This is a genomic window from Halomonas getboli (genome assembly GCF_023094245.1).
In the GTDB taxonomy this organism is placed as follows: Bacteria; Pseudomonadota; Gammaproteobacteria; order Pseudomonadales; family Halomonadaceae; genus Halomonas; species Halomonas getboli.
This window is the reverse complement of record NZ_JALMEW010000001.1, coordinates 133,434-159,443: the sequence shown is the minus strand read 5'-3', so window position 1 is coordinate 159,443 and position 26,010 is coordinate 133,434. Positions and strand designations below refer to the sequence as shown.

The 26,010-nt window shown below is 68.4% G+C and carries 21 protein-coding genes and 6 tRNA genes; 15 read left to right on the top strand and 12 right to left on the bottom strand.

Translation table 11 applies throughout. The annotated features are described in order from the left end of the window. Window positions 1-12: 12 nt before the first annotated feature. The 8 genes from lolB to MYL53_RS00770 all read left to right on the top strand — a co-directional run bounded on the left by lolB (window position 13) and on the right by MYL53_RS00770 (window position 5,445). Window positions 13-633, top strand: a complete 621-nt coding sequence (gene lolB / locus MYL53_RS00805; protein WP_247851459.1) for a lipoprotein insertase outer membrane protein LolB — start codon at window positions 13-15, stop codon at window positions 631-633. Beyond that, window positions 626-1,483, top strand: coding sequence for a 4-(cytidine 5'-diphospho)-2-C-methyl-D-erythritol kinase (gene ispE, locus MYL53_RS00800; protein WP_247851458.1), 858 nt, complete (start codon window positions 626-628; stop codon window positions 1,481-1,483). Before lolB ends, ispE begins: the two co-directional genes overlap by 8 nt. Window positions 1,484-1,534: 51 nt before the next feature. Then, a tRNA-Gln gene (locus MYL53_RS00795) sits at window positions 1,535-1,609 on the top strand. Between the two features lie 61 nt (window positions 1,610-1,670). Further along, entirely contained in the window at window positions 1,671-2,612 is a 942-nt protein-coding gene (locus MYL53_RS00790) for a ribose-phosphate pyrophosphokinase (protein WP_247851457.1), read from the top strand. 123 nt (window positions 2,613-2,735) lie between these two features. Beyond that, a complete protein-coding gene (locus MYL53_RS00785) occupies window positions 2,736-3,395 on the top strand; it encodes a 50S ribosomal protein L25/general stress protein Ctc (protein ID WP_247851456.1) in 660 nt (219 codons plus the stop codon). 147 nt (window positions 3,396-3,542) lie between these two features. Then, complete coding sequence (gene pth, locus MYL53_RS00780) at window positions 3,543-4,127, top strand: aminoacyl-tRNA hydrolase (protein ID WP_247851455.1); 585 nt, start codon at window positions 3,543-3,545, stop codon at window positions 4,125-4,127. 94 nt (window positions 4,128-4,221) lie between these two features. After that, window positions 4,222-5,313: a redox-regulated ATPase YchF gene (gene ychF / locus MYL53_RS00775; protein ID WP_247851454.1), complete on the top strand. Its 1,092-nt coding sequence runs from the start codon at window positions 4,222-4,224 to the stop codon at window positions 5,311-5,313. A gap of 55 nt (window positions 5,314-5,368) precedes the next feature. Further along, window positions 5,369-5,445: transfer RNA gene (locus MYL53_RS00770), tRNA-Met, on the top strand. Window positions 5,446-5,606: 161 nt separating this feature from the next. Here the strand turns inward: MYL53_RS00770 and MYL53_RS00765 are convergent. Continuing rightward, window positions 5,607-6,905 (bottom strand): M18 family aminopeptidase, encoded by a 1,299-nt coding sequence (locus MYL53_RS00765; RefSeq protein WP_247851453.1) that lies wholly within the window; start codon window positions 6,903-6,905, stop codon window positions 5,607-5,609. A gap of 137 nt (window positions 6,906-7,042) precedes the next feature. Here MYL53_RS00765 and MYL53_RS00760 point away from each other — a divergent pair, with 137 nt between their 5' ends. After that, the gene (locus MYL53_RS00760; protein ID WP_247851452.1) at window positions 7,043-9,097 is read left to right on the top strand and encodes a carboxy terminal-processing peptidase; all 2,055 of its coding nucleotides are present in this window, start codon (window positions 7,043-7,045) and stop codon (window positions 9,095-9,097) included. A gap of 196 nt (window positions 9,098-9,293) precedes the next feature. On the opposite strand, the gene MYL53_RS00755 is transcribed toward MYL53_RS00760, so the two are convergent. The 5 genes from MYL53_RS00755 to MYL53_RS00735 all read right to left on the bottom strand — a co-directional run bounded on the left by MYL53_RS00755 (window position 9,294) and on the right by MYL53_RS00735 (window position 10,902). After that, a tRNA-Asn gene (locus MYL53_RS00755) sits at window positions 9,294-9,369 on the bottom strand. 75 nt (window positions 9,370-9,444) lie between these two features. Continuing rightward, window positions 9,445-9,520: transfer RNA gene (locus tag MYL53_RS00750), tRNA-Asn, on the bottom strand. 62 nt (window positions 9,521-9,582) lie between these two features. Then, window positions 9,583-9,658 (bottom strand) — tRNA-Asn (locus tag MYL53_RS00745). 134 nt (window positions 9,659-9,792) lie between these two features. Then, window positions 9,793-9,869: transfer RNA gene (locus MYL53_RS00740), tRNA-Met, on the bottom strand. Between the two features lie 88 nt (window positions 9,870-9,957). Next, window positions 9,958-10,902, bottom strand: coding sequence for a choline ABC transporter substrate-binding protein (locus MYL53_RS00735; protein WP_247851451.1), 945 nt, complete (start codon window positions 10,900-10,902; stop codon window positions 9,958-9,960). A gap of 175 nt (window positions 10,903-11,077) precedes the next feature. Here MYL53_RS00735 and betI point away from each other — a divergent pair, with 175 nt between their 5' ends. The 4 genes from betI (at window position 11,078) to MYL53_RS00715 (ending at window position 17,707) form a co-directional block, all read left to right on the top strand. Further along, window positions 11,078-11,692, top strand: a complete 615-nt coding sequence (gene betI / locus MYL53_RS00730) for a transcriptional regulator BetI (RefSeq protein WP_282103351.1) — start codon at window positions 11,078-11,080, stop codon at window positions 11,690-11,692. Window positions 11,693-11,704: 12 nt separating this feature from the next. Then, the gene (gene betB / locus MYL53_RS00725; protein ID WP_247851449.1) at window positions 11,705-13,171 is read left to right on the top strand and encodes a betaine-aldehyde dehydrogenase; all 1,467 of its coding nucleotides are present in this window, start codon (window positions 11,705-11,707) and stop codon (window positions 13,169-13,171) included. A gap of 254 nt (window positions 13,172-13,425) precedes the next feature. Beyond that, window positions 13,426-15,117, top strand: coding sequence for a choline dehydrogenase (gene betA, locus MYL53_RS00720; RefSeq protein ID WP_247851448.1), 1,692 nt, complete (start codon window positions 13,426-13,428; stop codon window positions 15,115-15,117). Window positions 15,118-15,259: 142 nt separating this feature from the next. Next, a complete protein-coding gene (locus tag MYL53_RS00715) occupies window positions 15,260-17,707 on the top strand; it encodes an acyl-CoA dehydrogenase (RefSeq protein ID WP_247851447.1) in 2,448 nt (815 codons plus the stop codon). 81 nt (window positions 17,708-17,788) lie between these two features. Here the strand turns inward: MYL53_RS00715 and MYL53_RS00710 are convergent, their stop codons facing one another. The 3 genes from MYL53_RS00710 to MYL53_RS00700 form a co-directional block, all read right to left on the bottom strand. Next, window positions 17,789-19,633 carry an SLC13 family permease gene (locus MYL53_RS00710; protein WP_247851446.1) on the bottom strand — a complete coding sequence of 615 codons (1,845 nt, stop codon included), beginning with the start codon at window positions 19,631-19,633 and terminating at the stop codon, window positions 17,789-17,791. Between the two features lie 121 nt (window positions 19,634-19,754). Next, window positions 19,755-20,339, bottom strand: a complete 585-nt coding sequence (locus tag MYL53_RS00705) for a carboxymuconolactone decarboxylase family protein (protein ID WP_247851445.1) — start codon at window positions 20,337-20,339, stop codon at window positions 19,755-19,757. A 28-nt stretch (window positions 20,340-20,367) separates the two neighbouring features. After that, on the bottom strand, window positions 20,368-21,696 hold the full coding sequence (locus tag MYL53_RS00700) for an aspartate aminotransferase family protein (RefSeq protein ID WP_247851444.1): 1,329 nt from the start codon (window positions 21,694-21,696) through the stop codon (window positions 20,368-20,370). A gap of 69 nt (window positions 21,697-21,765) precedes the next feature. Between MYL53_RS00700 and MYL53_RS00695 the strand changes: the two genes are divergently transcribed. After that, complete coding sequence (locus tag MYL53_RS00695) at window positions 21,766-22,767, top strand: MurR/RpiR family transcriptional regulator (RefSeq protein ID WP_247851443.1); 1,002 nt, start codon at window positions 21,766-21,768, stop codon at window positions 22,765-22,767. Between the two features lie 78 nt (window positions 22,768-22,845). Here the strand turns inward: MYL53_RS00695 and MYL53_RS00690 are convergent, their stop codons facing one another. Further along, a complete protein-coding gene (locus tag MYL53_RS00690) occupies window positions 22,846-23,823 on the bottom strand; it encodes a quinone oxidoreductase family protein (protein WP_247851442.1) in 978 nt (325 codons plus the stop codon). Window positions 23,824-23,989: 166 nt separating this feature from the next. On the opposite strand from MYL53_RS00690, the gene azu reads away from it, so the two are divergent. Next, complete coding sequence (gene azu, locus MYL53_RS00685; protein ID WP_247851441.1) at window positions 23,990-24,466, top strand: azurin; 477 nt, start codon at window positions 23,990-23,992, stop codon at window positions 24,464-24,466. Between the two features lie 45 nt (window positions 24,467-24,511). On the opposite strand, the gene MYL53_RS00680 is transcribed toward azu, so the two are convergent. Together MYL53_RS00680 and MYL53_RS00675 are read right to left on the bottom strand one after the other, a co-directional pair. After that, window positions 24,512-25,096, bottom strand: coding sequence for a hypothetical protein (locus MYL53_RS00680; RefSeq protein ID WP_247851440.1), 585 nt, complete (start codon window positions 25,094-25,096; stop codon window positions 24,512-24,514). 77 nt (window positions 25,097-25,173) lie between these two features. Beyond that, entirely contained in the window at window positions 25,174-25,953 is a 780-nt protein-coding gene (locus MYL53_RS00675; RefSeq protein ID WP_247851439.1) for a YiiX/YebB-like N1pC/P60 family cysteine hydrolase, read from the bottom strand. Window positions 25,954-26,010 lie beyond the last annotated feature (57 nt).

Genomic DNA, 26,010 nt, shown 5'->3' with positions numbered 1-26,010 from the left:
GGAACCCCGACCATGCGACGCCCGACGATTCCCCTGCTGTCCGGCCTGGCCCTCGTCCTGATGCTGCTCGGCGGCTGCGCCACCCAGGGCACGGCACCCGAGGCGACACGCAGCGCCGACGACTGGCAGGCCCAGAAGACCCGCGTGGAGGCCATGCAGACCTGGGAGCTGACCGGCAAGGCCGGCCTGCGCACCCCCGAGGACAGCACCAGCGCCAACCTCGACTGGAACCAGACCCCCTACCATTTCCGCATGCTGCTCAGCGGCCCCTTCGGCAGCGGCCGCAGCGTGCTGGAAGGCCGCGAGGGTCGCGTGTCGCTGACCACCGGCGAGGGCCGCTTCGAGGCCGAGAGCCCAGAGGCGCTGATGAACCAGCGGCTCGGCTGGTCGCTGCCGGTGGCCGCGCTCGGCGACTGGGTCCGCGGCCTGCCCGCCGACGACAGCCCGCACCGAATGAGCCGCGACGCGCGCGGTTTCCCGACTCGCCTGGAACAGGATGGCTGGATCATCGACTATCAGGACTGGATGCGCGTCGAGGACCTGTGGCTGCCGCGCCGCATGAAGATGCGGTACGGCGACCTGAACGTCACCCTGGTGGTGACCCGCTGGCAGCCGGAGACCACCGATGCCTGATACCGGCCGCCTGATCCTGCCGGCACCGGCCAAGCTCAACCGGATGCTGCATATCACCGGCCGGCGCGAGGACGGCTACCACGAGCTGCAGACGCTGTTCCAGTTCCTCGACCACGGCGACACCCTGACTCTCTCGCCCCGGGACGACGGCGAGCTGCGCCTGACGCCGGCGCTTGCCGGCGTCGCCCCGGCGGACAACCTGATCCTGCGCGCCGCGAAGATGCTGCACGAGGCCACCGGCTGCCGACAGGGCGCCGACCTTCACCTCGACAAGCGCCTGCCGATGGGAGGCGGCCTCGGCGGCGGCAGCAGCGATGCCGCCACCGCCCTGCTCGGGCTGAACCGGCTGTGGAACCTCTCCCTCTCTATAGAGGCGCTGGCCGAGCTGGGCCTGGCGCTGGGCGCCGACGTGCCGGTTTTCGTGCGCGGCCATGCCGCCTGGGCCGAGGGCGTGGGCGAGCGCCTGACGCCGGTGACGCTCGATGCGCCCTGGTTCGTGGTCGTCCATCCCGGCGTGAGCGTCTCCACGCCGGCGGTGTTCCAGGCGCCGGAATTGACACGGGACACGCCCCCCATTACTATGGCGCGCGCACTTCAGGGGGGAACGGCGAGCTGGCGCAACGACTGCGAGCTCACGGTCCGGGAGCTGTATCCCGAGGTCGCGAGTGCGCTCGACTGGTTGAGCGACAGGGCACCGGCCATGCTGACCGGCACCGGCGCCTGTGTATTCGCCCGACTGGACCATGAAGCCGATGCCACGGCGCTGCTGGACGACATGCCCGGCCGCTGGACATCCTTCAAGGCCCGAGGGCTGAATCGCTCTCCTCTCCATGATGCACTGGATCGATGATCGCCACTGAGATGGCCGCATCATGCATCGGTCCGGTACGGCAAAGGTTGCTGGGGTATAGCCAAGCGGTAAGGCACCGGTTTTTGGTATCGGCATGCGCAGGTTCGAATCCTGCTACCCCAGCCATATCCCTTCCCGAACATCCGATCCAAACCCTGATGACCCAACACTGCAAAGGTGGCTGCGCGTGTCTAAATTGATGGTTTTCGCCGGGAACGCCAATCCCGAACTCGCCCAGAAGGTTGCCGAGAGCCTGGATACCCGGCTCGGCAATGCCACGGTCGGCCAGTTCAGTGACGGCGAAGTTGCGGTCGAGATCAACGAGAACGTGCGCGGCAAGGACGTCTTCGTCCTGCAGCCCACCTGCGCCCCGACCAACGACAACCTGATGGAAATGGTGCTGATGGTGGACGCCCTGCGTCGCGCCTCCGCCAGCCGCGTCACCGCCGTGGTGCCCTACTTCGGCTACGCCCGTCAGGACCGTCGCGTCCGCTCCGCCCGCGTGCCGATCTCGGCCAAACTGGTGGCCGACATCATGGTCAAGGCCGGCGTCGACCGCGTCATGACCATGGATCTCCACGCCGACCAGATCCAGGGCTTCTTCGACGTGCCGGTGGACAACGTCTACGGCTCGCCGATCCTGCTCGACGACATCGAGCGTCAGAACTACGACGACCTGGTGGTGGTCTCCCCCGACGTGGGCGGCGTGGTTCGCGCCCGGGCCATCGCCAAGCAGCTCAACGCCGACCTGGCGATCATCGACAAGCGCCGCCCCCAGGCCAACCAGGCCCAGGTGATGCACATCATCGGCGACATCCAGGACCGCACCTGCGTGGTGGTCGACGACATGATCGATACCGCCGGCACCCTGTGCAAGGCCGGCGAGGCGCTCAAGGAGCACGGTGCCCGCCGCGTGGTGGCCTACGCCACCCACCCGATCCTGTCCGGCCCGGCCGTCGACAACATCACCGGTTCGGTACTCGACGAACTGGTCGTCACCGACACCATCCCGCTGACCGAAACCGCCCGCCGCAGCGGCAAGATCCGCCAGCTGAGCGTGGCCGGCCTGATCGCCGAGGCGATCCGTCGGGTCAGCAACGAGGAATCCGTCAGCGCCATGTTTCACTGACGGCAGCGTCGTCAGCGCATCGCGCGGATAGCGTGCTCCGGTTCGCCGGGGCGATTGGAAACCACCGCTCTGTCTGGTCGCGGACGACGGTGGTTTCCTGACTTTCTACCAAGAGGCAACATCATGTCCGAATACACTCTCACAGCTAACGTCCGCAACGACCTGGGGAAAGGTGCGAGCCGCCGCCTGCGTCGTGCGAACGAGCAGGTCCCGGCCATCATCTACGGTGGTGAGCAGGCCCCGCAGCCGATCGCCGTCGACAAGACCGCCTTCTACAAGGCGCTCGAGGACGAGGCGTTCTTCGCTTCCGTCATCAACCTCGAGCTGGATGGCAAGCCGCAGCAGGTCGTGGTCCGCGATCTGCAGCGTCACCCGTACAAGCCGCTGGTGACCCACGCCGACTTCATGCGCGTCGACGCCACTCACGCGATCACCATGCGCGTGCCGCTGCACGTGCTGAACGCCGAGACCGCGCCGAGCATCAAGGATGAGGGCGGCGAACTGCACGTCCTGGCCAACGAAGTCGAAGTCAGCTGCCTGCCGAAGGACCTGCCGGACTACCTGGAAGTCGACGTCGCCAACGTCGCTCTGGGCAGCACCCTGCACCTGTCCGACCTGAGCCTGCCGGCCGGCGTGACCTCCGTCGAGCTCAGCCACGGCGAAGACCACGACCAGGCCATCCTGAGCATCACCGCGGCCAAGGTCAGCAGTGAGCCCGAGGAAGGCGAAGAAGGCGATTCCGCCAACGGCGAGTCCGCCGAAGGCGAGGACAGCGCCGAGTAAGTCCGGCACTGTTCAGGGCCGCGCCGCACGGCGCGGCCCTCATCCTTCCGATCAAGCGCTCCGGCGCTTGATTTTTTTTGTGGCCCGCCAGCGCCCGCGCTGACGCCACGCCACAGCGTTCCGGATGACTGTTTGGAGGCAGTGAAGATGAGTCAGGTCAAAGCCATCATCGGACTGGCCAATCCCGGCGCCGAGTACGAGGCCACCCGCCACAATGCCGGCGCCTGGCTGCTCGAGGCCCTGCTGCGCCGGGCCGGCGGCGAGCTGCGCGCGGAGAAGAAGTTTCTCGGCCGCTACGCCCGCATCCACCTCGACGGGCAGGAGCTGCATCTGCTCGAACCCACCACCTTCATGAACCGCAGCGGCGGCGCCGTGGCGGCGATGGCGAAGTTCTTCAAGCTCGCCCCCGACGAGCTGCTGGTCGCCCACGACGAGCTCGACCTGGACCCCGGCACCGCCCGCTACAAGACCGGCGGCGGCCACGGCGGTCACAACGGCCTGCGCGACATCATCCAGGCGCTGGGCAACGACAAGGGCTTCCACCGCCTGCGCATCGGCATCGGCCACCCCGGTGACGCCCGCCAGGTGACCAACTACGTGCTGGGCCGCCCCGGCAAGGCCGAGCGCAGCGCCATCGATGCCGCCATCGACGAGTGCCTGGCCACCCTGCCCCAGGCCGTGAGCGGCGACTGGACGAAGGCCATGCAGCGACTGCACAGCTTCAAGCCCTAGGCATTGCCCGAAGGGTGGCGGCTTACAGCCGCGCCGTTATCTCGTAGAATACCGGCCAATCACACGCCTCGAACTCTCTTTCCAGGAAGATCCCATGGGTTTCAACTGCGGTATCGTCGGCCTGCCCAACGTCGGCAAGTCCACCCTCTTCAATGCCCTGACCAAGTCGGGCATCGACGCCGAGAACTTCCCCTTCTGCACCATCGAGCCCAACGTCGGCATCGTGCCGATGCCGGACCCGCGGCTCGACCGGCTGGCCGAAATCGTGAAGCCCGAGAAGACCATCCCCACCACCATGGAGTTCGTCGACATCGCCGGCCTGGTGGCGGGCGCCTCCAAGGGCGAGGGCCTCGGCAACCAGTTCCTGGCCAACATCCGCGAGACCCAGGCCATCGCCCACGTGGTGCGCTGCTTCGATAACGACAACGTCATCCACGTGGCCAACGAGGTCGATCCGCGCGCCGACATCGAGACCATCAACCTCGAGCTGGCGCTGGCCGACCTGGACACCGTCGAGCGCGCCATCCAACGCCTGGTGCGCGTGGTCAAGGGCGGCGACAAGGACGCCATCGCCACCAAGGCGATCCTCGACCGCATCCAGCCGCATCTGGCCGAGGGCCAGCCGCTGCGCAGCTTCGGCCTCGACGACGACGAGAAGCAGCAGCTCAAGAGCTTCGGCTTTTTGACCCTCAAGCCGACCATGTACATCGCCAACGTCAACGAGGACGGCTTCGACGACAACCCCTACCTCGAGACGGTCAAGCAGATCGCCGCCGAGGAAGGCGCCGTCGTGGTCCCGGTGTGCAACCAGATCGAGGCCGAGATCGCCGAGCTCGACGACGAGGAACGCGCCATGTTCCTCGACGAGATGGGCATGGAAGAGCCCGGCCTGGACCGCGTCATCCGTGCCGGCTACGAGCTGCTGGGCCTGCAGACCTACTTCACCGCCGGGGTGAAGGAAGTCCGCGCCTGGACCGTCAAGATCGGCGCCACCGCCCCGGAAGGTGCCGGCGTGATCCACACCGACTTCCAGAAGGGCTTCATCCGCGCCGAAGTGATCGCCTACGACGACTTCGTGTCACTGGGCGGCGAACAGGGCGCCAAGGATGCCGGCAAGTGGCGTCTGGAAGGCAAGGACTACGTGCTCAAGGACGGCGACGTGGTGCACTTCCGCTTCAACGTCTGATGCAAAAAAGTTTGACGACACGGGGCGTTATCCGTAATATACGCCTCCGTTGTCCGGCTACGTAGCTCAGTTGGTTAGAGCACATCACTCATAATGATGGGGTCCCCTGTTCGAGTCAGGGCGTAGCCACCAAACATCGAAAATCCCGCCTGGTTCGCCAGGCGGGATTTTTGCGTTTTTGAGCGTGAGGCGTGAGGCGCGAGGTAGAATGATGACGCCTCATTGCTGATTCGCAAACCACCTTGCTTGCTCAACTCCTGCCCCTCACCCTTTTCACCTCACACCTCACCGCCTCAGGGCAACTCGCGCCGATCGACGAAGGCGGTCAGCACCCGGGTCAGGTGCGCCACGTCGCTGGCGCCCGCGGTCTCGCGGACCGAGTGCATGGCCCACTGGGGCACGCCCACGTCCAGCGTCGGCACGCCGAGCTCGGTGGCGGTGATCGGGCCGATGGTGCTTCCGCAGCCCATGTCGGCACGGGTGACGAAGGTCTGCACCGGCACCTCGGCCTCCTGGCACAGCGTCCGGAACAGCGCCGCGGTAGCGCTGTTGGTGGCGTAGCGCTGATTGGCGTTGACCTTGATCACCGGCCCCGCGTTGAGCGCCGGACCGTGGGCGGCATCGTGCTTGTCGAGGAAGTTAGGGTGCAGGGCGTGAGCGTTGTCGCAGGAGATCATCCGCGAGGCCTGGATCAGGCGGATATAGCCCTCCTCGCTGCCATCGCCCAGCTGGGCGTTGACCCGCCGCAGCACGTCGCCCAGGAAGGGCCCCTGGGCGCCGCAGGCGCTGGCACTGCCCACTTCTTCATGGTCGTTGGCCACCAGCACCGCCCCCTGGCTGCCGTCGCTTTCCAGCAGCGCCTCGAGGCCGATAAAGCAGGACAGCAGGTTGTCGAGCCGCGCCGAGGCGATCAGCTCGCCCTCCACGCCGACCCGGGCCGGCGGCTGCATGTCGTGGAAGCCGAGCTCGAAGTCGACGATCTCGACGCCGTCGAGACCGTGCTCGGCCGCCAGCCAGGTCCGCAGCAGCCGATCCAGGTCGGCCGACTCGCCGCCCTGCAGGAAGACCGGCGCCATCTGGGTCTGGGCGTTGATCGCCCGACCGCTGTTGGCCTCGCGATCGAGATGGATCGCCAGGCTCGGAATGATCGCCACGGCGCGGTCGACGTTGAGCAGCACGCCTTCCAGCCGACCGTCGGGGTGGCGCACGTGGACCCGCCCGGCGAGCCCCAGGTCTCGATCGTACCAGGGCGCCAGCAGTGCCCCGCCGTAGACCTCGACGCCGAGCTGCAGCCAGCCGGCGGAGGTCTGCGGCGCATGAGGCTTGAGGCGCAGCCCGGGGCTGTCGGTGTGGGCACCGATCATGCGCAGCGCCGCCAGCGGCTCGCGCGGCAGCTGCAGGGCAATGATCGACGAATCGTTGCGCGTCACGTAGACGCGCTCGCCGGGCGTCAGCTGCCAGGCCTGAGTCTCGTCGAGGCGACGGAAACCGGCGGCCTCTAGGCGCTCGGCCATGTTGGCCGTGGCATGCCAGGGGGTGGGAGAGCGGCGCAGGAAGTCGAGCAGTCGCTCGAGCAGGTCATCCTGGGACATGGGACTCCTCTAGGTGTCGCACTTGGGGTCATGGGAACTCGACCGAGCTGCTACAATGGCGGCTCTGTCCTTGCAACTCGTGAGCCGAATCACGGTCTGGACGCTAGAGTGTACATGAATCCGGGAGTGCTTCATCGATGAGCCTGTTTGTGACCCTGGGTCGTACCACGGCCCTGGCCCTGCTGCTGGGCGCCGGCACGGCCCAGGCGGCGATCACCGCCACCGACGACCAGCGCGAGGCAGCCGTGGAAGTCGCCGAGTCATTGCGCTACGGCCACTACGAGGACATCAACCTCGACGACGACTGGTCCCGCCAGGCCTATGCCCGCTACCTGGACCTGCTCGACGGCCAGCGCGCCTACCTGCTCGACAGCGACGTCGACGACTTCGATGACCTCTCGACCACGCTGGACGACGCCATCCTAGACGGCGACCTCAGCCGTCCCTATGCCCTCTACGAGCGCTACCAGGAACGCGCCGAGGCGCGCCTGGAATGGCTGCTCGCGCGCCTCGATGCCGGGCTCGACTACGACTTCGACGGCAGCCAGCGCATGGCGCTGGACCGCGAGGACGCGCCCTGGCCGCATCGGGAAGCGGCGCTGGACGAACTGTGGAAGAAGCGCCTCGAGAACGCGGCCCTGACGCTGTCGCTCAGCGACCAGTCGCCCGAGGAGATCGAGAAGACGCTCCACCAGCGCTACGAGAACCAGCTCAACCGGCTGCATCAGACCAACGCCGAGGACGTCTTCGGCCTGGTCATGGCCGCCGTCACCGGCAGCATCGATCCCCACAGCGAATATCTCTCGCCGCGCCAGAGCGAGTCCTTCGACATCCAGATGAAGCTCTCCCTCGAGGGCATCGGCGCCCTGCTGCAGGCCGACGGCGAATACGTCAAGGTCGCCAGCCTGGTGCCCGGCGGCCCCGCCGAGAAGACCGGCGTGCTCAAGCCCGCCGACCGCATCATCGGCGTCGGCCAGGAGGGCGAGGAGATGATCAACGTCGTCGGCATGCGCCTCGACGACGTGGTCGACATGATCCGCGGCGCCAAGGGCTCGGTGGTGCGCCTCGACGTGGTGCCCGCCCAGGCCGTCGACACCACGCGCTCCAAGGTCGTCGAGATCACCCGCGACACGGTCAAGCTCGAGGACCAGGCCGCTCAGAGCGAGGTCGTCGACGTCGAGCGCGACGACGGCGTGCACCGCCTCGGCGTCATCGAGGTGCCGGCCTTCTACGTCGACTTCGATGCCTGGCAGGCCGGCGAGCCGGACTACCGCAGCACCACCCGCGACGTGGCCAAGGAAATCGAGCACCTCAAGGACGAGAACGTCGAGGGCATCGTGCTCGACCTGCGCAACAACGGCGGCGGCGCCCTGCAGGAGGCCAACTCGCTGATCGGGCTGTTCATCGACCGCGGCCCCACCGTCCAGGTGCGCGACGCCCAGGGCCGCATCAGCCTGTACGGCGACACCGACAGCGGCACGCTCTACGACGGCCCGCTGGCGGTGCTGGTCAACCGCCTCTCGGCCTCGGCCTCGGAGATCTTCGCCGGCGCCATCCAGGATTACGGCCGCGGCCTGGTGATCGGCAGCGACACCTTCGGCAAGGGCACCGTGCAGACCCTCAGCGACCTCAATCACGGCCAGCTCAAGCTGACCCGCGCCAAGTTCTATCGCATCTCGGGCGAGAGCACCCAGCATCGCGGCGTCACCCCCGACATCCTCTTCCCGAGCCTGATCGACCCCGACCGGATCGGCGAGAGCAGCCTCGACAACGCCCTGCCCTGGGACCAGGTGCGCAAGGTGCAGTACCGCCGCTACGGCGAGCCGGAACGCTATCTGGACACCCTGCGCCAGCGCCATCGCCAGCGCGCCGACGCCCACCCCAACTTCCACTATCTGGAGCGCGAGGCCCAGCTCGCCGATCGCCTGCGCGAACAGCAGACCAGCGTCAGCCTCAACCGCGAGCAGCGCCAGCGCGAAGCCGAGGCCCAGGAAGCCGAACAGCTGGCGCTGGAGAACCAGCGCCGCGAGGCCCTGGGGCTGGACCCGCTGGATGACTGGACGGACGCCCGGGACGAGGACACCGAGCAGCCACAGCCCATCGATCGCGCCCAGGTCATGGAAAGCGCCGAGATCCTGCTCGACTACTCCCGCCTGGACCACGGGCTGCGCCTCGCCGACTACGACAGCTGATGCCCTCATCTACCGCCAACGCACGACGCCGGGCCATGCGCCCGGCGTCGTCGTATGGCATGAAGCACATCACGCAGACGAAACGGACAGACACGACAAATGCCGGCAGAAGGCCGGTGGTAGCACACTGATATCGAGAAAGACGTCAGAGCGGAGAATTCAGGGAATCAGTGGAAAACGGCTGAAGAACAAGCATTGGCTCCCCGAGCAGGACTCGAACCTGCGACCCAATGATTAACAGTCATTTGCTCTACCAACTGAGCTATCGGGGAACGACTTGTGCGCCCGGACGGGCTGACCTCAGAGGCCTGATGGCCGGAACCTGACGGTCTGGAAGAGGTAAAAGGTGGCTCCCCGAACAGGACTCGAACCTGTGACCCAATGATTAACAGTCATTTGCTCTACCAACTGAGCTATCGGGGAATGACCTTTTATTACCGATGGCACCTTTCAGCGCCGCTGTGCTCGTTGCTCTGGGATGAAGCTGGCTCCCCGAACAGGACTCGAACCTGTGACCCAATGATTAACAGTCATTTGCTCTACCAACTGAGCTATCGGGGAATGGCCTCGAGCACGGGGCGTAGTATACGGATCGGCTTGTAAACGTCAAGACCCAAAACCCGCACGCGCCGCTTCCGGCCCCGAAAGCAAGACGCCCGCCAGGCGATGTGCCGGGCGGGCGTCTCATGCTGTTCTGGTGGCTACGCCCTGACTCGAACAGGGGACCCCATCATTATGAGTGATGTGCTCTAACCAACTGAGCTACGTAGCCATTTTTTCATCTCAAGGTGCGAGCCCTGACGACGGGTGGGGATTATGCACGGCGGCTCGCCCCAAGGCAAGCCCGCCGTGCATGACGTTTATCCGTCGATGGACAGCGCCGCCTTGACCGCCGGCAGACCCGGCTCGCCATCGGCGGTGGTCACGCCCTCGAGCCAACCGTCGAGCACGTCGGGATGCGCCTGCAGATAGCTGCGGGCCGCCTCGCGCGGCTTGGCACCCTCGTCCATGATCTCGCCCATCAGCTGGTTTTCCATCTCCAGGGTGAAGGTGAGGTTGTTCAGCAGCGCGCCCACGTTGGGGCAGGCGTCCGCATAGCCGGCACGAGTGTTGGTATAGACGGTCGCTCCGCCCAGGTTCGGACCGAAGTAGTCGTCGGCGCCTTCCAGGTAGGCGATATCGAAATTGGTGTTCATCGGATGCGGCTCCCAGCCGAGGAACACCATCCACTTGTCGTTGGCCACGCTCGCCTTGAGCTCGGCCAGCATGCCGGCCTCGCTGGAATCCACCAGCTGCCAGTCGCCCAGGCCGAAGGCGTCGTCGTCGATCATGTCCTGGATCAGCAGGTTGCCGTCGTTGCCGGCCTCGATGCCGTAGAGCGTGGATTCGAACTGATCGGCATGCGCGTCCAGGTCGGCCACCGAGGTCACGCCGGCGTCGTGGACGTACTGCGGCACCGCCAGGGTGTACTTCGCTCCTTCCAGGTTGGCCCCCAGGCGATCCACCTGGCCGCGCTCGACGTAGGGGTCGCTGATCGAGGCCATGGACGGCATCCAGTTGCCCAGGAAGACGTCGAAGTCGCCGTTCTTCATCCCGGAATAGGCAATCGGCACCGAAACGGTGTCGACTCGGGTATCATAACCCAGTGCTTCCAGCACCTCGGTGGTCAGTGCCGTGGTGGACGTGATGTCCGTCCAGCCAACCTCGGCGAACCGCACCGGCTGACAGCCTTCCTCGGCCGCCATCAGCGGCGTGGAGGCCACCGCCAGCGCCGCGGTCGCCAGGCCCATGGTCATCTTGTTCATTGCGTATCTCCCTTGGTTGCGTGAAGCCTGTTATTCGAGGAATGAAACGAGCCGCCGTTTTTATTGATTGAACGTTCAATAAAAAAATGGCAAGCTACCGCTATCTTAACCATGCTCCAGGGCATGGTAGCAAGACACACTCGGGAGAGGAGTCCGCGAAGTGCCAAAGGTCGGAATGGAACCCATCCGTCGTCAGCAGCTGATCACGGCCACCATGGCGGCCATCGACGAGGTCGGCCTGGCCGATGCCACGGTGGCACGCATCGCCCGTCACGCCGGCGTCTCCGCCGGCATCATCAGCCACTACTTCGGCGGCAAGGACGGCCTGCTGGAAGCGACGATGCGCCAGATCCTCAACGATCTCGGCGAGGCGGTGGCCCGGCGTCGCAAGGCGCTGACCACCGACACGCCGGAAGCGCACCTGGCGGCCATCATCGACGGCAACTTCGACCGCACCCAGGTCTCCGGACCGGTGGCCAAGACCTGGCTGGCCTTCTGGGCCAGCAGCATGCATCGCCCCGCCCTGGCGCGCCTGCAGAACGTCAACGACCGGCGCCTCTATGCCAATCTCAGCCATGAGTTCCGGCGCCTGCTGCCCAAGGACAAGGCCCGCGACGCCGCCCGCGCCCTGGCCGCCATGATCGACGGCCTGTGGCTGCGCGGCGCCCTCGCCACCGAGGGGCTGGACAGCGAACACGCCCGGCGCCTGGCCCGCGACTACCTTGAGCAGCTGCTCAAGGCCCACGACCTCGCGCTCCCTCACCCCGAGACGCTTTCCCTCGAATCCTGACAGGAGGCTTCCATGACCCACGCAATCGAAACCCTCTACATCGACGGCCGCCGGGTGGATGCCACCTCCGGCGAGACCTTCCCGGTCGTCAATCCCTATGATGGCAGCGTCCTGGCCGACGTCCAGCAGGCCAGCGAGGCCGACGTCGACACCGCCGTCGACGCCGCCCGCCGTGGCCAGCGCGTCTGGGCCGCCATGACCGGCATGGAGCGCAGCCGAGTGCTGCAGCGCGCCGTGGCGCTGCTGCGCGAGCGCAACGACGAGATCGCCGAGCTGGAAAGCCGCAACACCGGCAAGCCGGTCAGCGAGACCCGCGAGGTCGACATCGTCACCGGCGCCGACGTGCTGGAGTACTACGCCGGCCTGGCGCCGGCCATCGAGGGCAGCCAGATCCCGCTGCGCGACGCCTCCTTCGTCTATACCCGCCGCGAGCCGCTGGGCGTGATCGGCAGCATCGGCGCCTGGAACTATCCGATCCAGATCGCCTGCTGGAAGTCCGCTCCGGCGCTGGCCGCCGGCAACGCCGTGGTCTTCAAGCCCAGCGAGGTCACCCCGCTGACCGCCATGGCGCTGGCCCAGATCTTCACCGAGGCCGGCCTGCCGGACGGCGTGTTCAACGTGGTCCACGGCGACGCCCGCGTCGGCCAGCTGATCACCGGCCACGGCGACATCGACAAGGTCTCCTTCACCGGCGAGGTGGGCACCGGCAAGAAGGTGATGTCCGCCTCCGCCGCGTCCAGCCTCAAGGACGTGACCATGGAGCTGGGCGGCAAGTCGCCGCTGATCGTGTTCGACGACGCCGACCTGGACCGCGCCGCCGACGCCGCCATGATGGCCAACTTCTACTCCAGCGGGCAGATCTGCACCAACGGCACCCGGGTGTTCGTGGCCAGCGCCGTCAAGGACGCCTTCGAGGCCAAGATCGCCGAGCGCGTGGCACGCATCAAGGCCGGCGACCCGATGGATCCGGCGGTCAACTTCGGCCCGCTGGTCAGCTTCGAGCACCAGGAGAAGGTGCTGTCCTACATCGCCATCGGCAAGCAGGAAGGTGCGCGCGTGCTGGCCGGCGGCGAGGCCTGGGACCAGGGCGACTGGGCGAAAGGGGCCTGGGCCGCGCCCACCGTGTTCACCGACTGCAGCGACGAGATGCGCATCGTGCGCGAGGAGATCTTCGGCCCGGTGATGTCGATTCTCGCCTTCGACGACGAGGAAGAAGTGATCCGCCGCGCCAACGATACCCACTACGGCCTGGCCGCCGGCGTGTTCACCGAGGGGCTGAACCGCGCCCACCGCGTCATCCACCGGCTGGAAGCCGGCATCTGCTGGGTCAACACCTGGGGCGAATCCCCCGCCGAGATGCCGGTGGGCGGCTACAAGCAGTCCGGCGTCGGCCGCGAGAACGGCGTCGAGACCCTGGCCCACTACACCCAGACCAAGTCGGTGCAGGTCGAGATGGGCCCCTTCGAGTCGGTGTTCTAAGGCCTGCTCTGGACCGCCGAGCGAGATGAGCTGATTCGGCGACGAGCCTGCGCGAGGGCGCTGTGAATCCATCCATGGGCGCTACTTTTGCCGTCCATGGTCAAAAGACCCTCGCTACGTCTCATCCCCGACGCTCATCTCGCCGGTGCCGCTGCACGACCGCTTTCTCAGGCGCGCCCTCACCCGCGCCTGGCCTGATCGGCGAGCCCCGACGCCTCGCCACGAGACCCTTTTGACTGTTTCAGGGAGGCTCCATGTCGCAGTCCCGTGAGTTCGATTACGTCATCATCGGCGCCGGTTCGGCCGGCAACGTCCTGGCCACCCGCCTGACCGAGGACCCGAACGTCAGCGTGCTGCTGCTCGAGGCCGGCGGCAAGGACCACCGCTTCGACTTCCGCACCCAGATGCCGGCGGCGCTGGCCTATCCGCTGCAGGGCAAGCGCTACAACTGGGCCTTCGAGACCGACCCCGAGCCGCACATGGACGGCCGGCGCATGGAGTGCGGCCGCGGCAAGGGCCTGGGCGGCTCCTCGCTGATCAACGGCATGTGCTACATCCGCGGCAACGCCCTGGACTACGACAACTGGGCCAAGCGCTCGGGCCTCGAGGACTGGACCTACGCCGACTGCCTGCCCTACTTCCGCAAGGCCGAGACACGAGACATCGGCCCCAACGACTATCACGGCGGCGACGGCCCGGTCAGCGTGACCACGCCGAAGGAAGGCAACAATCCGCTGTATCACGCCTTCATCGAGGCGGGCCAGCAGGCCGGCTATCCGGCCACCGAGGACGTCAACGGCTACCAGCAGGAAGGCTTCGGCCCCATGGACCGCTTCGTCACGCCGAACGGTCGCCGCGCCTCCACCGCCCGCGGCTACCTCGACCAGGCCCGGCCGCGCCCGAACCTGACCATCGAGACCCGCGCCACCACCGACGTGATCACCTTCGAGGGCAAGCGCGCCACCGGCGTGCGCTACCAGCGCGGCGGCCAGCCCCAGGAGGTCAAGGCACGTCGCGAGGTGCTGCTGTGTGCCGGCGCCATCGCCTCGCCGCAGATCCTGCAGCGCTCCGGCATCGGCCCGCAGGACGTGCTCGACGAGCTCGGCATCACCCCGGTGCAGGTCAACGAGAACGTCGGCCAGCACCTCCAGGATCACCTGGAGATGTACATCCAGTACGAGTGCAAGCAGCCGATCTCGCTGTATCCGGCGCTGAAGTGGTACAACCAGCCGAAGATCGGCGCCGAGTGGATGCTGTGCGGCACCGGCGTGGGCGCCAGCAACCAGTTCGAGGCCGCCGGCTTCATCCGCACACGCGACGACGAGGAGTGGCCGAACCTGCAGTACCACTTCCTGCCGATCGCCATCAGCTACAACGGCAAGAGCGCGGTTCAGGCCCACGGTTTCCAGGCCCACGTCGGCTCCATGCGCTCCGAGAGCGAGGGCCGCGTGCGCCTGACCTCGCTCGATCCCAAGGCCGCCCCCTCGATCCTGTTCAACTACATGTCCACCGAGAAGGACTGGCAGGAGTTCCGCGACGCCATCCGCCTGACCCGCGAGATCATCGAACAGCCGGCCATGGACGAGTACCGCGGCCGCGAGATCTCCCCCGGGCCGGACGTGAAGACCGACGCCGAGCTCGACGCCTTCGTCCGCGAACACGCCGAGACCGCCTACCACCCCTGCGGCAGCTGCCGCATGGGCGACGGTGACGACGCGGTGGTCGACGGCGCCGGCCGGGTTCACGGCGTGGAGGCCCTGCGGGTGGTCGACGCCTCGCTGTTCCCGGTGATCCCCACCGGCAACCTCAACGCGCCGACGATCATGCTGGCCGAGAAGATGGCCGACAAGATCCGCGGCCGCGAGGCCCTGCCGAAGAGCGACGCGCCCTACTACGTGGCCAACGGCGCCCCCGCCCGGCAGGAGCCGCAGCGCCGCACGGCCTGATCGCGCCACCGGCAGCACCGAGACGCCCCGCCTTTTGAGCGGGGCGTCCTGCGTTGAGCGATAAGGTATTGGCTGCGAGGCCTCTGATGGGCTAGGCTGAAGGCATTCAAACAAGTGTTTAAATGTCACGGAGCCGCCCACCATGCTGACCCTGATCCTGCTGCTGCTGGCCGTTACCGGCCTGCTCATCGTGATGCGCCGGGAGGCCGGCGCCCTGCCCGCCCTCGGCGTCACCGGCCTGCTCGGCCTCGCCGGCCTGGCCACCGGCGCCGCGGTGATCGGCGTGCTGCTGCTGGTCGCCACCGCGGCGATCGCCGCCTGCGGCCTGCCGACCCTGCGCCGCCGCTGGCTGACGCCGAAGCTGTTCGCCATGTTCAAGCGCGTCGCGCCGAAGGTCTCGGACACCGAACGCACCGCGCTGGAGGCCGGCAGCGTGGCCTGGGACGGCGAGCTGTTCACCGGCCGCCCCGACTGGCAGCGGCTGCTCGACTATCGCGACGACGGCCTGTCCGACGCCGAACGCGCCTTCCTCGATCACCAGTGCGGCGTGGCCGCCGGCATGTGCAACGACTGGGACATCGCCCGCGAGCGCGCCGACCTACCCCAGGAGCTGTGGGACTACCTCAAGCGCGAGCGCTTCTTCGGCATGATCATCCCGCAGGAATACGGCGGCCTCGGTTTCTCCGCCAAGGCCCAGTCGATGGTGCTGCAGAAGCTCTCGGTCAACGAGACGCTGATGGTCACCGTCGGCGTGCCCAACTCCCTCGGCCCGGGCGAGCTGCTGCTCAAGTACGGCACCGAGGAACAGAAGAATCACTACCTGCCGCGGCTGGCCGACGGCCGTGAGATTCCCTGCTTCGGCCTGACCGGCCCCCGCGCCGGCTCTGATGCCACCTCGCTGCCCGACGTCGGCACCGTGGTACGCCGCGAGATCGACGGCGAGATGGTGCTGGGCCTCGAGCTGACCTTCGAGAAGCGCTGGATCACCCTGGCGCCGATCGCCAGCGTGGTCGGCCTGGCCTTCCGCCTGTTCGATCCCGACCACCTGCTCGGCGAGGAGGAGGACCGCGGCATCACCCTGGCGCTGGTGCCCCGCGACACCGAGGGCATGCAGATCGGCCGCCGCCACCATCCCATCGGCAGCCCCTTCCTCAACGGCCCGATCAAGGGCGAGAACGTCTTCGTGCCGCTGTCCACCATCATCGGCGGCGAGGCCATGATCGGCCAGGGCTGGCGCATGCTGGTCGAGTGCCTGTCGGTGGGCCGCTGCATCACCCTGCCCTCCGGCGCCACCGGCACCGCCCGCTACGCCCTGGGCTGGAGCGGCGGCTTCGCCCGCATCCGCCGCCAGTTCAACGTCCCGGTGGCCGAGATGGAGGGCGTCCAGGAGCCGCTGGCGCGCATGGCGGCGCTCGGCTATATCGCCCAGGCCGCGGTCTACCAGACCGCCAACACCATCGACCACGGCGAGAAGCCGGCGGTGCCCTCGGCGATCCTCAAGAGCCAGCTCACCGAGTTCCAGCGCGTGATCCTGGCCGACGCCATGGACATCCACGGCGGCAAGGCGGTGACCCTCGGGCCGCGCAACTACCTCGGCATCGGCTACAGCGCCAACCCGGTGGCGATCACCGTCGAGGGCGCCAACATCATGACCCGCAACCTGATGATCTTCGGCCAGGGGGCGATCCGCTGCCACCCCTACGTGCTGGAGGAGCTGGCCGCCAAGGACGCCGACGACGTCAACGCCTTCGATACGGCCTTCTTCGGCCATGCCGGCCTGATCCTCGGCAACGCCGCCCGCGCCCTGACCCAGGGTCTGGGCATGGGCCAGCCGGACTCGCCCTTCGACGACGTCGCCGCCCCCTACGCCAAGGAGATCGCGCGGCTCTCCGCCGGCTTCTCGCTGACCGCCGACGCCGCCATGGCCAGCCTCGGCTCGAAGCTCAAGCAGCGCGAGATGCTCTCCGCCCGCCTCGGCGATGTGCTGTCCAACCTCTACCTGGCCAGCCTGATGCTCAAGCAGTGGCATGAGGGCGACAAGGTCGAGCAGGAAGACGCCCTGCTCCACTACGCCGCCCGCTTCCTGCTGGGCCGCACCGAGCAGGCCTTCGACGAGCTGTTCGACAACCTGCCGAACCGCGCCCTGGGCCGCCTGCTGCGCCTCGTGGTGATGCCCCGCGGCCGCCGCTGGGCACGCCCGACCGACGACCTGACGCGCACCATCGCCCAGGCCGTGACCCGCGACAGCGCCCTGCGCCAGCGCCTGCTGACCAACACCTGGGACGCCGACGACGGCCCCCAGGACAATCCGCTGGCCCGCTACAACGCCCTGCTGGCCACCCAGGAGCGCGCCGAAGCGCTGTATCGCACCGTCGGCAAGGCCCACGCCAAGGGCGAGATTCCGGCCGAGGCCCTGCATCCCGAACAGCAGGTCGACGCCGCCCTCGCCGCCGGCCTGATCAGCGAGGACGATGCCGCCTTCATGCGCCAGCGCGAGGCCGAGGTGCTGGACATGCTCACCGTCGACGACTTCGACTACGACGCCTTCGTCACCGACAAGAGCAAGGTGCTGCGCCACCATCCGGCTTAGGCCGGTGTGAGGTGTGAGGGGGTGAGGCGTGAGGAGAAACCCTGCCCCTCACTCCTTACCCCTCACTCCTGCCTCACCCGGTCACAGCGGCCAGACGATCAGGATCAGCGGGATCGCCACCGCCATCACCGCCAGCGACAGCGGCAGGCCCAGCCGCCAGTAGTCGCCGAAGCGATAGCCGCCGGGGCCCATCACCAGGGTGTTGGACTGATGTCCGATCGGCGTCAGGAAGGCGCAGGAGGCGCTGACCGCCACCGCCATCAGGAAGGGGTCCACCGAGGCCTCGAAGCCTTCGGCCAGGCTAGCCGCGATGGGCGCCATCAGCAGCGCCGCGGCGGCGTTGTTGATCACGTTGGACAGCAGCAGGCCGAGCGCGAACAGACCGGACAGCGTCAGCGCCACCGGCCAGTCGCCGCCCAGCACCAGCAGCGTCTCGGCGATCAGCGCCGCCCCGCCGCTGGTCTCCAGCGCCTGACCCACCGGGATCATCGCGCCGAGCAGCACGATTACCGGCCCGTCGATGGCCTGGTAGGCCTCGCGCAGGGTCAGCACCCCGGCCAGCAGCGAGGCCAGGGCGGCGCCGCTCAACGCCACCGCGGCGGGCAGCCAGTCGAGCATCATCGCCATGATCGCCGCGGCGAAGATCGCCACCGACAGCGCCAGCCGACGCGGCTGGCCCAGGGCCAGATCGCGGCTGGCCAGCGGCAGGCAGCCCAGCGTCGTCAGGCTCTCGCCGATGTCGCCCTCGCCGCCCTGCAGCAGCAGCACGTCGCCGGCACGGAAGCGGATGTCCCGCAGCCGCTGCCGCAGCCGGCCGCCGTCCCGGGCCACCGCCACCAGATGCAGGCCGAACTGGTTGAGCAGGCGCAGCTGGCCGACCGTGCGCCCCTGCATCATCGAATCGTTGCGCACCACGGCCTCCACCAGCTGCAGGCCCTCGGTGTCCGTCGCGGCCTTGTCCTGCCTGGGGTTTCCGCCGTTCTTGTCGGCTTTCCCGCTCTCCTCGGCGTCCTGGGTTTCCTGTTCGGCCTCCTGCTCCGCCTCGGCGCCCACCGCCAGCCCGGCCTTGTCCTCGAGCAGCCCCATCTCCTCGGGACCCGCCTCCACCAGCAGGATGTCGTGGGCCTGCAGCGCACCGAGGAAGGTATGACCGGGATGGCGCCGCTCGTCGCGCACCACCGCCAGTACCGGGATCGGCTCCTCCACGGCCTCGAGCAGGTCGCGCAGCGACCAGCCCACCGCCTTGCCATCCTCGGGCACGCGCAGCTCGACCAGGTAATGAGCGGTGTCGAACATCGCCTCCATCGACGCCTGGCCGGCCCGCTGGGGTACCAGGTAGCGGCCGGCCAGCACGATCACGACGAGCCCCGCCAACGCCACGCTGGCGCCGACGGGGAAGAAGTCGAACATGCCGAAGCCCTCGCCGATCAGCGTGCGGCGGTAGGCGGAGATGATGATGTTGGGCGGCGTACCGATCAGGGTGGTCAGCCCGCCGAGCAGCGAGCCGAAGGCCAGCGGCATCAGCAGCAGCGATGGAGGGGTATCGTGCTCACGGGCCAGGCGCAGCGCCACCGGCAGCATCAGCGCCAGCGCGCCGACGTTGTTCATGATGCCGGAGAGCACCAGCACGGTGCCGGAGAGCACCAGGGTCTGCAGCATGATCCGGTCGCCGACGCGCAGTGCCTGCTCGGCGATCAGGTCGACCAGCCCCGAGCGCTCGAAGCCGCGACTGAGCACCAGCACCGCGGCCACGGTGATCACCGCCGGATGGCCGAAGCCGGCGAAGGCGCCCTCGGCGGGCACCAGGCCCAGCCCCACCGCGGCCAGCAGCGCCGCCAGGGCCACCAGGTCGTAGCGGAAGCGGCCCCAGACGAAGGCCGCCAGGGTCGCGCCAAGCAGGAGAAAGATCAGAGTGCTGTCGGCCATGACGGCTCACCTCCCTGTGGATGACACGTGAAACGACGGCGGCGCCGTGCAAGAACGCCCGCTGCCTCCAGCATCGTCGCTCGCGCGTCATCCCTCCAGTGAAGCTGCCATCAACGCGTCGTCAGGCCCGAGAGGGGCGCACAGGCGGCTCGGGAAACGGCAGCGCCCCGTCGCCGCGGCGCACCGCGAAGACGTTGAGGGTCATGGCCACCAGGGCGTAGTAGCCGAACACGCCGACCAGCTCGACCACCGCCGGCTCGCCGAAGGCCTCGACCGCCTCGGCGTAGAGCGCATCGTCGACGCGCCGGGTGGTGTAGAGCGAGTGTCCCAGACGCACCACCAGCGCCTCGTCGTCACGCTCGAAGGTCGGTTCCTGGTGGCCCTCCTGCAACGCCTCGATCAGCGACGCCGAGACGCCGGCCTCCCGGGCGATGGGTTCGTGGATCTGCCATTCCGCCTGGGACTGCCACCAGGACGCGGTGAAGAGGATCGCCAGCTCGGTGAGCCGCAGCTCCAGCCGCGTGCCGTAGCGACAGAAGGCGCCCAGGCGCTGGGCGTGATCCGCCAGTTCCGGACTGTGCACCCAGGCCAGGAAGGGGCCGTCGAGATTGCCGCGGGGGCCGGCGAGAATGGCGTCCAGCACGCGGCGCTGCTCCGGCGATGCGGTGGCGACATCGAGTGCCGGCAGACGCGAAGTGATCGACATGTCGAGCTCCTGTGTCATGAGGTCCTGATCAAGAGGATCCGAGGACGGACCGGAGGGTCGCGTCGAGCTTGTCGACGATCTCGTCGAGCTGGCCGTCCTCGAGGATAAAGGGCGGCGCCAGCAGGATATGGTCACCGCGGCGGCCGTCGAGGGTGCCCCCCATGGGATAGCACATCAGGCCGTGGTCCATGGCCGTGCGCTTGATGACGGCATGCAGCTTGCGCTCGGGATCGAACGGCGCCTTCGTCTCGCGGTCGGCGACCAGCTCGAGGCCGCGGAACAGCCCCCGGCCGCGAATGTCGCCGATGTGGGGATGGTCGCCGAAGCGGTCCTCGAGCCGCTGCTGGAGGCCGTCGCCCAGTTGCCGCACGCGGGGCAGCAGGTCGCGGGACTCGATGGCGCGCTGCACGGCCAGGGCCGCGGCGCAGGCGGTGGCATGGCCGATATAGGTGTGGCCGTGCTGGAAGAAGCCCGAGCCCCCGGCGATGGTCGCACGGATACGCTCGCTGACCAGGGTCGCGCCGATCGGCTGGTAGCCGGCCCCGAGCCCCTTGGCGATGGTCACCAGATCCGGCGCCACGCCCTCCTGTTCGGCGGCGAACAGGCTGCCGGTGCGGCCCATGCCACACATCACCTCGTCGAGGATCAAGAGGATGCCGTGGCGATCGCAGATCTCGCGCACGCGCCGGAAGTAGCCCGGCACCGCGGGCACCGCGCCCAGGGTCGCACCCACCACCGGCTCGGCGACGAAGGCCATCACCGTCTCCGGTCCCAGGCGCTGGATCTCGTCCTCGAGCTCCCGCGCCAGCCGCTCGCCGTAGGCCTCCGACGTCTCGCCCTCGGCCTGGCCGCGGTAGGCGTAGCAGGGGCTGACGTGGCTGACCTCCACCAGCAGCGGCTCGAACTGCCGACGCCGCCAGGCATTGCCGCCGGTGGCCAGCGCGCCGAGGGTATTGCCGTGGTAGCTCTGGCGCCGCGCGATCAGATGCCGGCGCTCGGGCTCACCGCGCTCGATGAAGTACTGGCGAGCCAGCTTCAGCGCCGCCTCCACCGCCTCGGAGCCGCCCGAGACGAAATAGACCGAGGACAGCCCCTCCGGCGCACGCTCGAACAGGAAGTCGGCCAGCGCCTCCATCGGCTCGGTAGTGAAGAAGGAGCTGTGGGCGTAGGCCAGCTTGCCGACCTGCTCGCGCACGGCCTCGATCACCTCGGCGTCGCCGTGCCCCAGACAGGAGACCGCGGCGCCGCCGCAGGCGTCCAGATAGCGCCGCCCCTCGGCGTCGATCAGATAGGCGCCGTCGCCGCCGACGGCAGTGGGGTAAGTGTGAGACAGGTGACGATGGAAGACGTGGCTCATGCGACCCTCCCCGGGTCATTTTGCAAACACATTTGCCATTTTGTTTAATCGCAAAGATATTTGCAATAAGTGCCACACCACCCTGACGCCAGGTGCCGCGGCCGCTACAATGCCCTGCCCTTCCTCGCCAGCGAACCGGAGCCCACGCCCTTCATGACCGCCGCCTCGCCTTCTCGACCGGATGCACGCCTCGATACGCTCGACGACCTCGAGCGCCTGCTCGCCGACCTCGAGGCGGGAGACGCCGAGCTTCGCCTGGGCAAGCGATCGCAGCAGGTGCTCTCGGCGCTGGTCGGCATGCCCCAGCAGGCCGCGGTGTCGTCGATCAGCGATCTGGCGGAGCGCCTCGGCGTCAGCCCCTCGACGCTGTCGCGGCTGGCCCAGCGGCTGGGCTTCGAGGGCTTCGCCGGGCTGCAGGCGGTGTTCCGCCGCCACGTCACCGAGGGAACGCACTTCTACAGCGATCAGGTCTCGCGGCTGCTGGAGGGCGAACGGGACGACGACGCCCTCGGCCGGCTGACCCGACTGGGCCGCCAGGAGAGCGCCAACCTCGGCGACCTGGTGGCGGGAATGGACGGTGAGGCCTTCACCCGTGCCGCGCGGCGGCTGGCGGAGGCCCGGCGGGTGCGGATTCACGGCCGTCGCCAGTTCGCCTCGCTGGCCTCGTTCATGGCCTACGGACTCGGCATGCTGCGTCCCGACGCCGCTGCGCTGGACGCCGCCGGCCACGGCATCGCGGACGCCCTGGCCCGGCTCGACGACAACGACGTGCTGGTGGTGATGAGCGCCTTCCCCTACACGCCGAGCGTGCTGACCGCCGCCCAGGTGGCGGCCCGCCAGGGCGTACCGGTGATCGCGCTGACCGATGCCGCCAGCTCGCCGCTGGCGCGCGCCGCCAGTGAGCGCTTCGCGGTGCCCAACCACAGCCTGTTCTTCAGCAACGGCATGTGCGCCTTCATGCTGCTGGCCGAGGGACTCCTGAGCGAGGCGGCACGCCTGCTGGGCGAGGCCGGGCTGGCCTCGCTCGAGCGCCGGGAGCGGATGATCGACGAGCTCGGCGACGCGCTGTAGCGCCCCGGACGCTCTCCCCAGAACGACGACGGCCCCGCGTCCGGCAAGACGCGAGGCCGTCGGCAGAAGCGCAGACGCTTACGGGATAAGCACGGTCGAGCCGGTGGTCTTGCGGCCGGCCAGCGCCTCCTGGGCCCGGGCGGCCTCGGCGAGCGGATAGCGCTGGCCGATGTCGATGGTGATCTGGCCGCTTTCCAGCATCGCAAACAGGTCGCCGGCCATGGCCTCGAGGCGCTCGCGGGTGTCGGCATAGCCGTTGAGGCTCGGGCGAGTCACGAACAGCGAGCCCTTCTGGTTGAGGATGCCGATGTTGACGCCCTCCACCGGGCCCGACGCATTGCCGAAGCTGACCATCAGGCCGCGCGGCTTCAGGCAGTCCAGCGAGGCCTCCCAGGTGTCCTTGCCTACCGAGTCGTAGACCACGTCGCACATGGCACCGCCGGTCAGCTCGCGGACCCGTTCCGCCACGTCCTCGCGGGTGGTGTCGATGGTCGCCCAGGCGCCGTTCTTCTCGGCCAGCGCCGCCTTCTCCGGCGAGCTCACCGTGCCGATCAGCTTCACCCCCAGCGCCTTCGCCCACTGGCAGGCGATGGAGCCCACGCCGCCGGCCGCGGCGTGCCACAGGATCGTCTCACCGCCCTGAAGCGGACAGGTCTGGCGCAGCAGGTACTGCACGGTCAGGCCCTTGAGCATGGCCGCCGCCGCGGTCTCGGCGTCGATGCCCTCGGGCAGCGCCACCACCTTCTCCGCCGGCAGCACGTGGAGCTCGGCGTAGGCGCCCAGCGGGCCCTGGGCATAGGCCACGCGATCGCCCACCGCCAGATGCTCGACGCCCTCGCCCACCGCCTCGACGACGCCCGCGCCCTCGGTGCCGAGCCCCGACGGCAGAGACGGCGCCGGATACAGCCCGGTGCGGAAGTAGATGTCGATGAAGTTCAGGCCCACCGCCTGATTGCGGACCCGCACCTCGCCGGGGCCCGGCTCGGCGGGCGTGACATCGACGACCTCGAGGACCTCGGGGCCGCCGGTGCGGGCGAACTGGATACGCTTGGCCATGCTGAACGTCCTTTTCTTGTCACTGCGAAACAGACGCCCAGTCAAGCGCTCTCGCCGCATGGCGTCAAGCCATGGCCCCGCGCGACTTGACAGCCCGGGAGATGTGGGCAAAGAATAAAATTGTACACATTATCTATCACAAAGTGACGACAATAAGGATCAAGCCATGAAAGCTCGCCACACCGCCTGGATGCTCGCCACCTCGGCCCTCGCCGCTGTCCTGTCCGCCTCGCCCGCCATGGCGCAGGACGACGAGAGCTGCCAGCTGACCATCGAGGCCAACGACCAGATGCAGTTCGACCAGGACGCCATGAGCGTGCCGGCCAGCTGCGATGAAGTGACCGTGACACTGGAGCACACCGGCCAGATGCAGGCCAGCGTGATGGGCCACAACTGGGTGCTCAGCGACACCTCGGACTACCAGGCCGTGGCCCAGGCGGGCATGAACGCGGGGCTGGAAAACGACTACCTGCCGGCGGACGACGACCGCGTGCTGGCTGCCACCGAGGTCATCGGCGGCGGCGAGAGCACCAGCGTCACCTTTTCCACCGAGGGCCTGGCCGGTCGCGACCTGACCTTCTTCTGCTCCTTCCCGGGCCACTACAGCATGATGAAGGGCACCTTCACGGTGACCGAAGAGTAAGACGCCGCCCGCCGTGCGCCGCCGGGCGGCGGCGCACGTCTCGCGTCAGTGGCGCGCCGACAGCGTGGCGGGAAAGTTCTCCAGGCCCTTCACGAAGCGCTGCTTGTAGTCCTCGAACTGCGCTCGGTCGCGCTTGAACGACTGCACCACGCCCGGCTCGTCCACCGTCAGGGTGCGCGGCAGATCGTCGAGGCCGGTCGCCGGATGACGCTTCGACAGCCCGATGCGCACCCCGGCCTTGCCGCTGAACCAACGTTCGATGCCGGCCTCGCGGAAACGCGCTTCCTGGGCCTCGTCGACCGCGTCCACCCGCAGCGGCGCGCGCAGCGCCAGCTCGCCCACCAGCCGCATGGCCGGCGCCTTCACGGTCTCGGTGTCCAGATCCGCCAGCTGCATGAGCGTCATGCCCTCGCCGGACTCGTCCAGCGCCAGCAGCGCCAGCGCCAGCGGCTTGCCCTGGTCGTCGGCCAGCGCCAGCAGCCGCGCGGCCTCCTGCGGAAACAGCACGCCCGTCACGCCGGCGAAGGTCACCAGCGGCGCGATGCCCGCCTCCTGGCCATAGGCCTCGGCGCACAGCCGCGCCAGACAGGCCTCGCGGTGGGCCGCGTTCTTGATATGCACCACTTTCATCGCTTCCGGCTCTCCTTCATGGCTGCCTTCGATGCCCGGCGCGACCGGGCACGAAATCGGGCAGCCTAGCACAGTCGTCACCTCGCGTCCGGGCCGGGGCGGCCGTCATCCGGCGCCGCGCCCCAGATCAGCCGCCGGTGATCGAAGTGCCGGTCCAGGGTCGGCTTGATGACCTGGAAATAGGGCGAGACATCGAAGTCGCGCGGCACGAAGTGGCTGTAGTGGCGGGGATAGAGCACCCGGATCTCGACCTCCCGGCCGCCGGAAAGCGGCGACTCGACCGTCACCGCCCGCGGCAGGATCGGATAGCGAATCGACTGGAAGGCCTGGGCGATCAGGGTGGAGCAGATCGCCCGGGTGGGATCGCCGCTGCCCAGTGACAGCAGCGGGCGCCGCCAGCGCGAGGGGACGGGCGGCGTCGGCATCAGGTAGCGCGCCAGATCGAGCACATGGCCGAGATCATAGCGCTCCCCGAGGCGCTCGCCGGCGAAGGCGATCAGCCGCGCCACCTCGTCGTCATCGAGCCCCACCGGGCGGCAGATGCGGCTGTGCAGCCCCGCGAAGTCATCCAGCCCGACCCGGCGCACGCCCTCGCGCACGTCGGCCTCGATCAGCCCCTGCGGCCCGCCGCCGGCGTCCCGGTAGGCCTCGCCCACGTAGAGCGCGGCATGGGACCAGGTCGACTGGGTAAGGTACTTGATCGCCGTGCTGATGCGGGTGTTGCCCTCGACCACCAGCACGTCACCGGGCCGCAGGCAGGCGGCGAGTCGCTCGATATCCACCGGTTCCAGGGTCTTCAATCCCGGCCGCGGCCGGGTCAGATAGCGACTCAGCCAGTCGCCGATCACGCGTCGCATGGTCACCTCCTGCCACCGCCTGGGCACCATCTTCTCGCCGCCCGCGGCATGGCGTCC

What these genes read in the sequence shown, in the direction of transcription:
- lolB (WP_247851459.1), top strand. Translation starts at nt 13, where the DNA reads ATGCGACGCCCGACGATTCCCCTGCTGTCCGGCCTGGCCCTCGTCCTG.
- ispE (WP_247851458.1), top strand. Translation starts at nt 626, where the DNA reads ATGCCTGATACCGGCCGCCTGATCCTGCCGGCACCGGCCAAGCTCAAC.
- MYL53_RS00785 (WP_247851456.1), top strand. Translation starts at nt 2,736, where the DNA reads ATGTCCGAATACACTCTCACAGCTAACGTCCGCAACGACCTGGGGAAA.
- pth (WP_247851455.1), top strand. Translation starts at nt 3,543, where the DNA reads ATGAGTCAGGTCAAAGCCATCATCGGACTGGCCAATCCCGGCGCCGAG.
- ychF (WP_247851454.1), top strand. Translation starts at nt 4,222, where the DNA reads ATGGGTTTCAACTGCGGTATCGTCGGCCTGCCCAACGTCGGCAAGTCC.
- MYL53_RS00765 (WP_247851453.1), bottom strand. Translation starts at nt 6,905, where the DNA reads ATGTCCCAGGATGACCTGCTCGAGCGACTGCTCGACTTCCTGCGCCGC.
- MYL53_RS00760 (WP_247851452.1), top strand. Translation starts at nt 7,043, where the DNA reads ATGAGCCTGTTTGTGACCCTGGGTCGTACCACGGCCCTGGCCCTGCTG.
- MYL53_RS00735 (WP_247851451.1), bottom strand. Translation starts at nt 10,902, where the DNA reads ATGAACAAGATGACCATGGGCCTGGCGACCGCGGCGCTGGCGGTGGCC.
- betI (WP_282103351.1), top strand. Translation starts at nt 11,078, where the DNA reads ATGGAACCCATCCGTCGTCAGCAGCTGATCACGGCCACCATGGCGGCC.
- betB (WP_247851449.1), top strand. Translation starts at nt 11,705, where the DNA reads ATGACCCACGCAATCGAAACCCTCTACATCGACGGCCGCCGGGTGGAT.
- betA (WP_247851448.1), top strand. Translation starts at nt 13,426, where the DNA reads ATGTCGCAGTCCCGTGAGTTCGATTACGTCATCATCGGCGCCGGTTCG.
- MYL53_RS00715 (WP_247851447.1), top strand. Translation starts at nt 15,260, where the DNA reads ATGCTGACCCTGATCCTGCTGCTGCTGGCCGTTACCGGCCTGCTCATC.
- MYL53_RS00710 (WP_247851446.1), bottom strand. Translation starts at nt 19,633, where the DNA reads ATGGCCGACAGCACTCTGATCTTTCTCCTGCTTGGCGCGACCCTGGCG.
- MYL53_RS00705 (WP_247851445.1), bottom strand. Translation starts at nt 20,339, where the DNA reads ATGTCGATCACTTCGCGTCTGCCGGCACTCGATGTCGCCACCGCATCG.
- MYL53_RS00700 (WP_247851444.1), bottom strand. Translation starts at nt 21,696, where the DNA reads ATGAGCCACGTCTTCCATCGTCACCTGTCTCACACTTACCCCACTGCC.
- MYL53_RS00690 (WP_247851442.1), bottom strand. Translation starts at nt 23,823, where the DNA reads ATGGCCAAGCGTATCCAGTTCGCCCGCACCGGCGGCCCCGAGGTCCTC.
- azu (WP_247851441.1), top strand. Translation starts at nt 23,990, where the DNA reads ATGAAAGCTCGCCACACCGCCTGGATGCTCGCCACCTCGGCCCTCGCC.
- MYL53_RS00680 (WP_247851440.1), bottom strand. Translation starts at nt 25,096, where the DNA reads ATGAAAGTGGTGCATATCAAGAACGCGGCCCACCGCGAGGCCTGTCTG.
- MYL53_RS00675 (WP_247851439.1), bottom strand. Translation starts at nt 25,953, where the DNA reads ATGCGACGCGTGATCGGCGACTGGCTGAGTCGCTATCTGACCCGGCCG.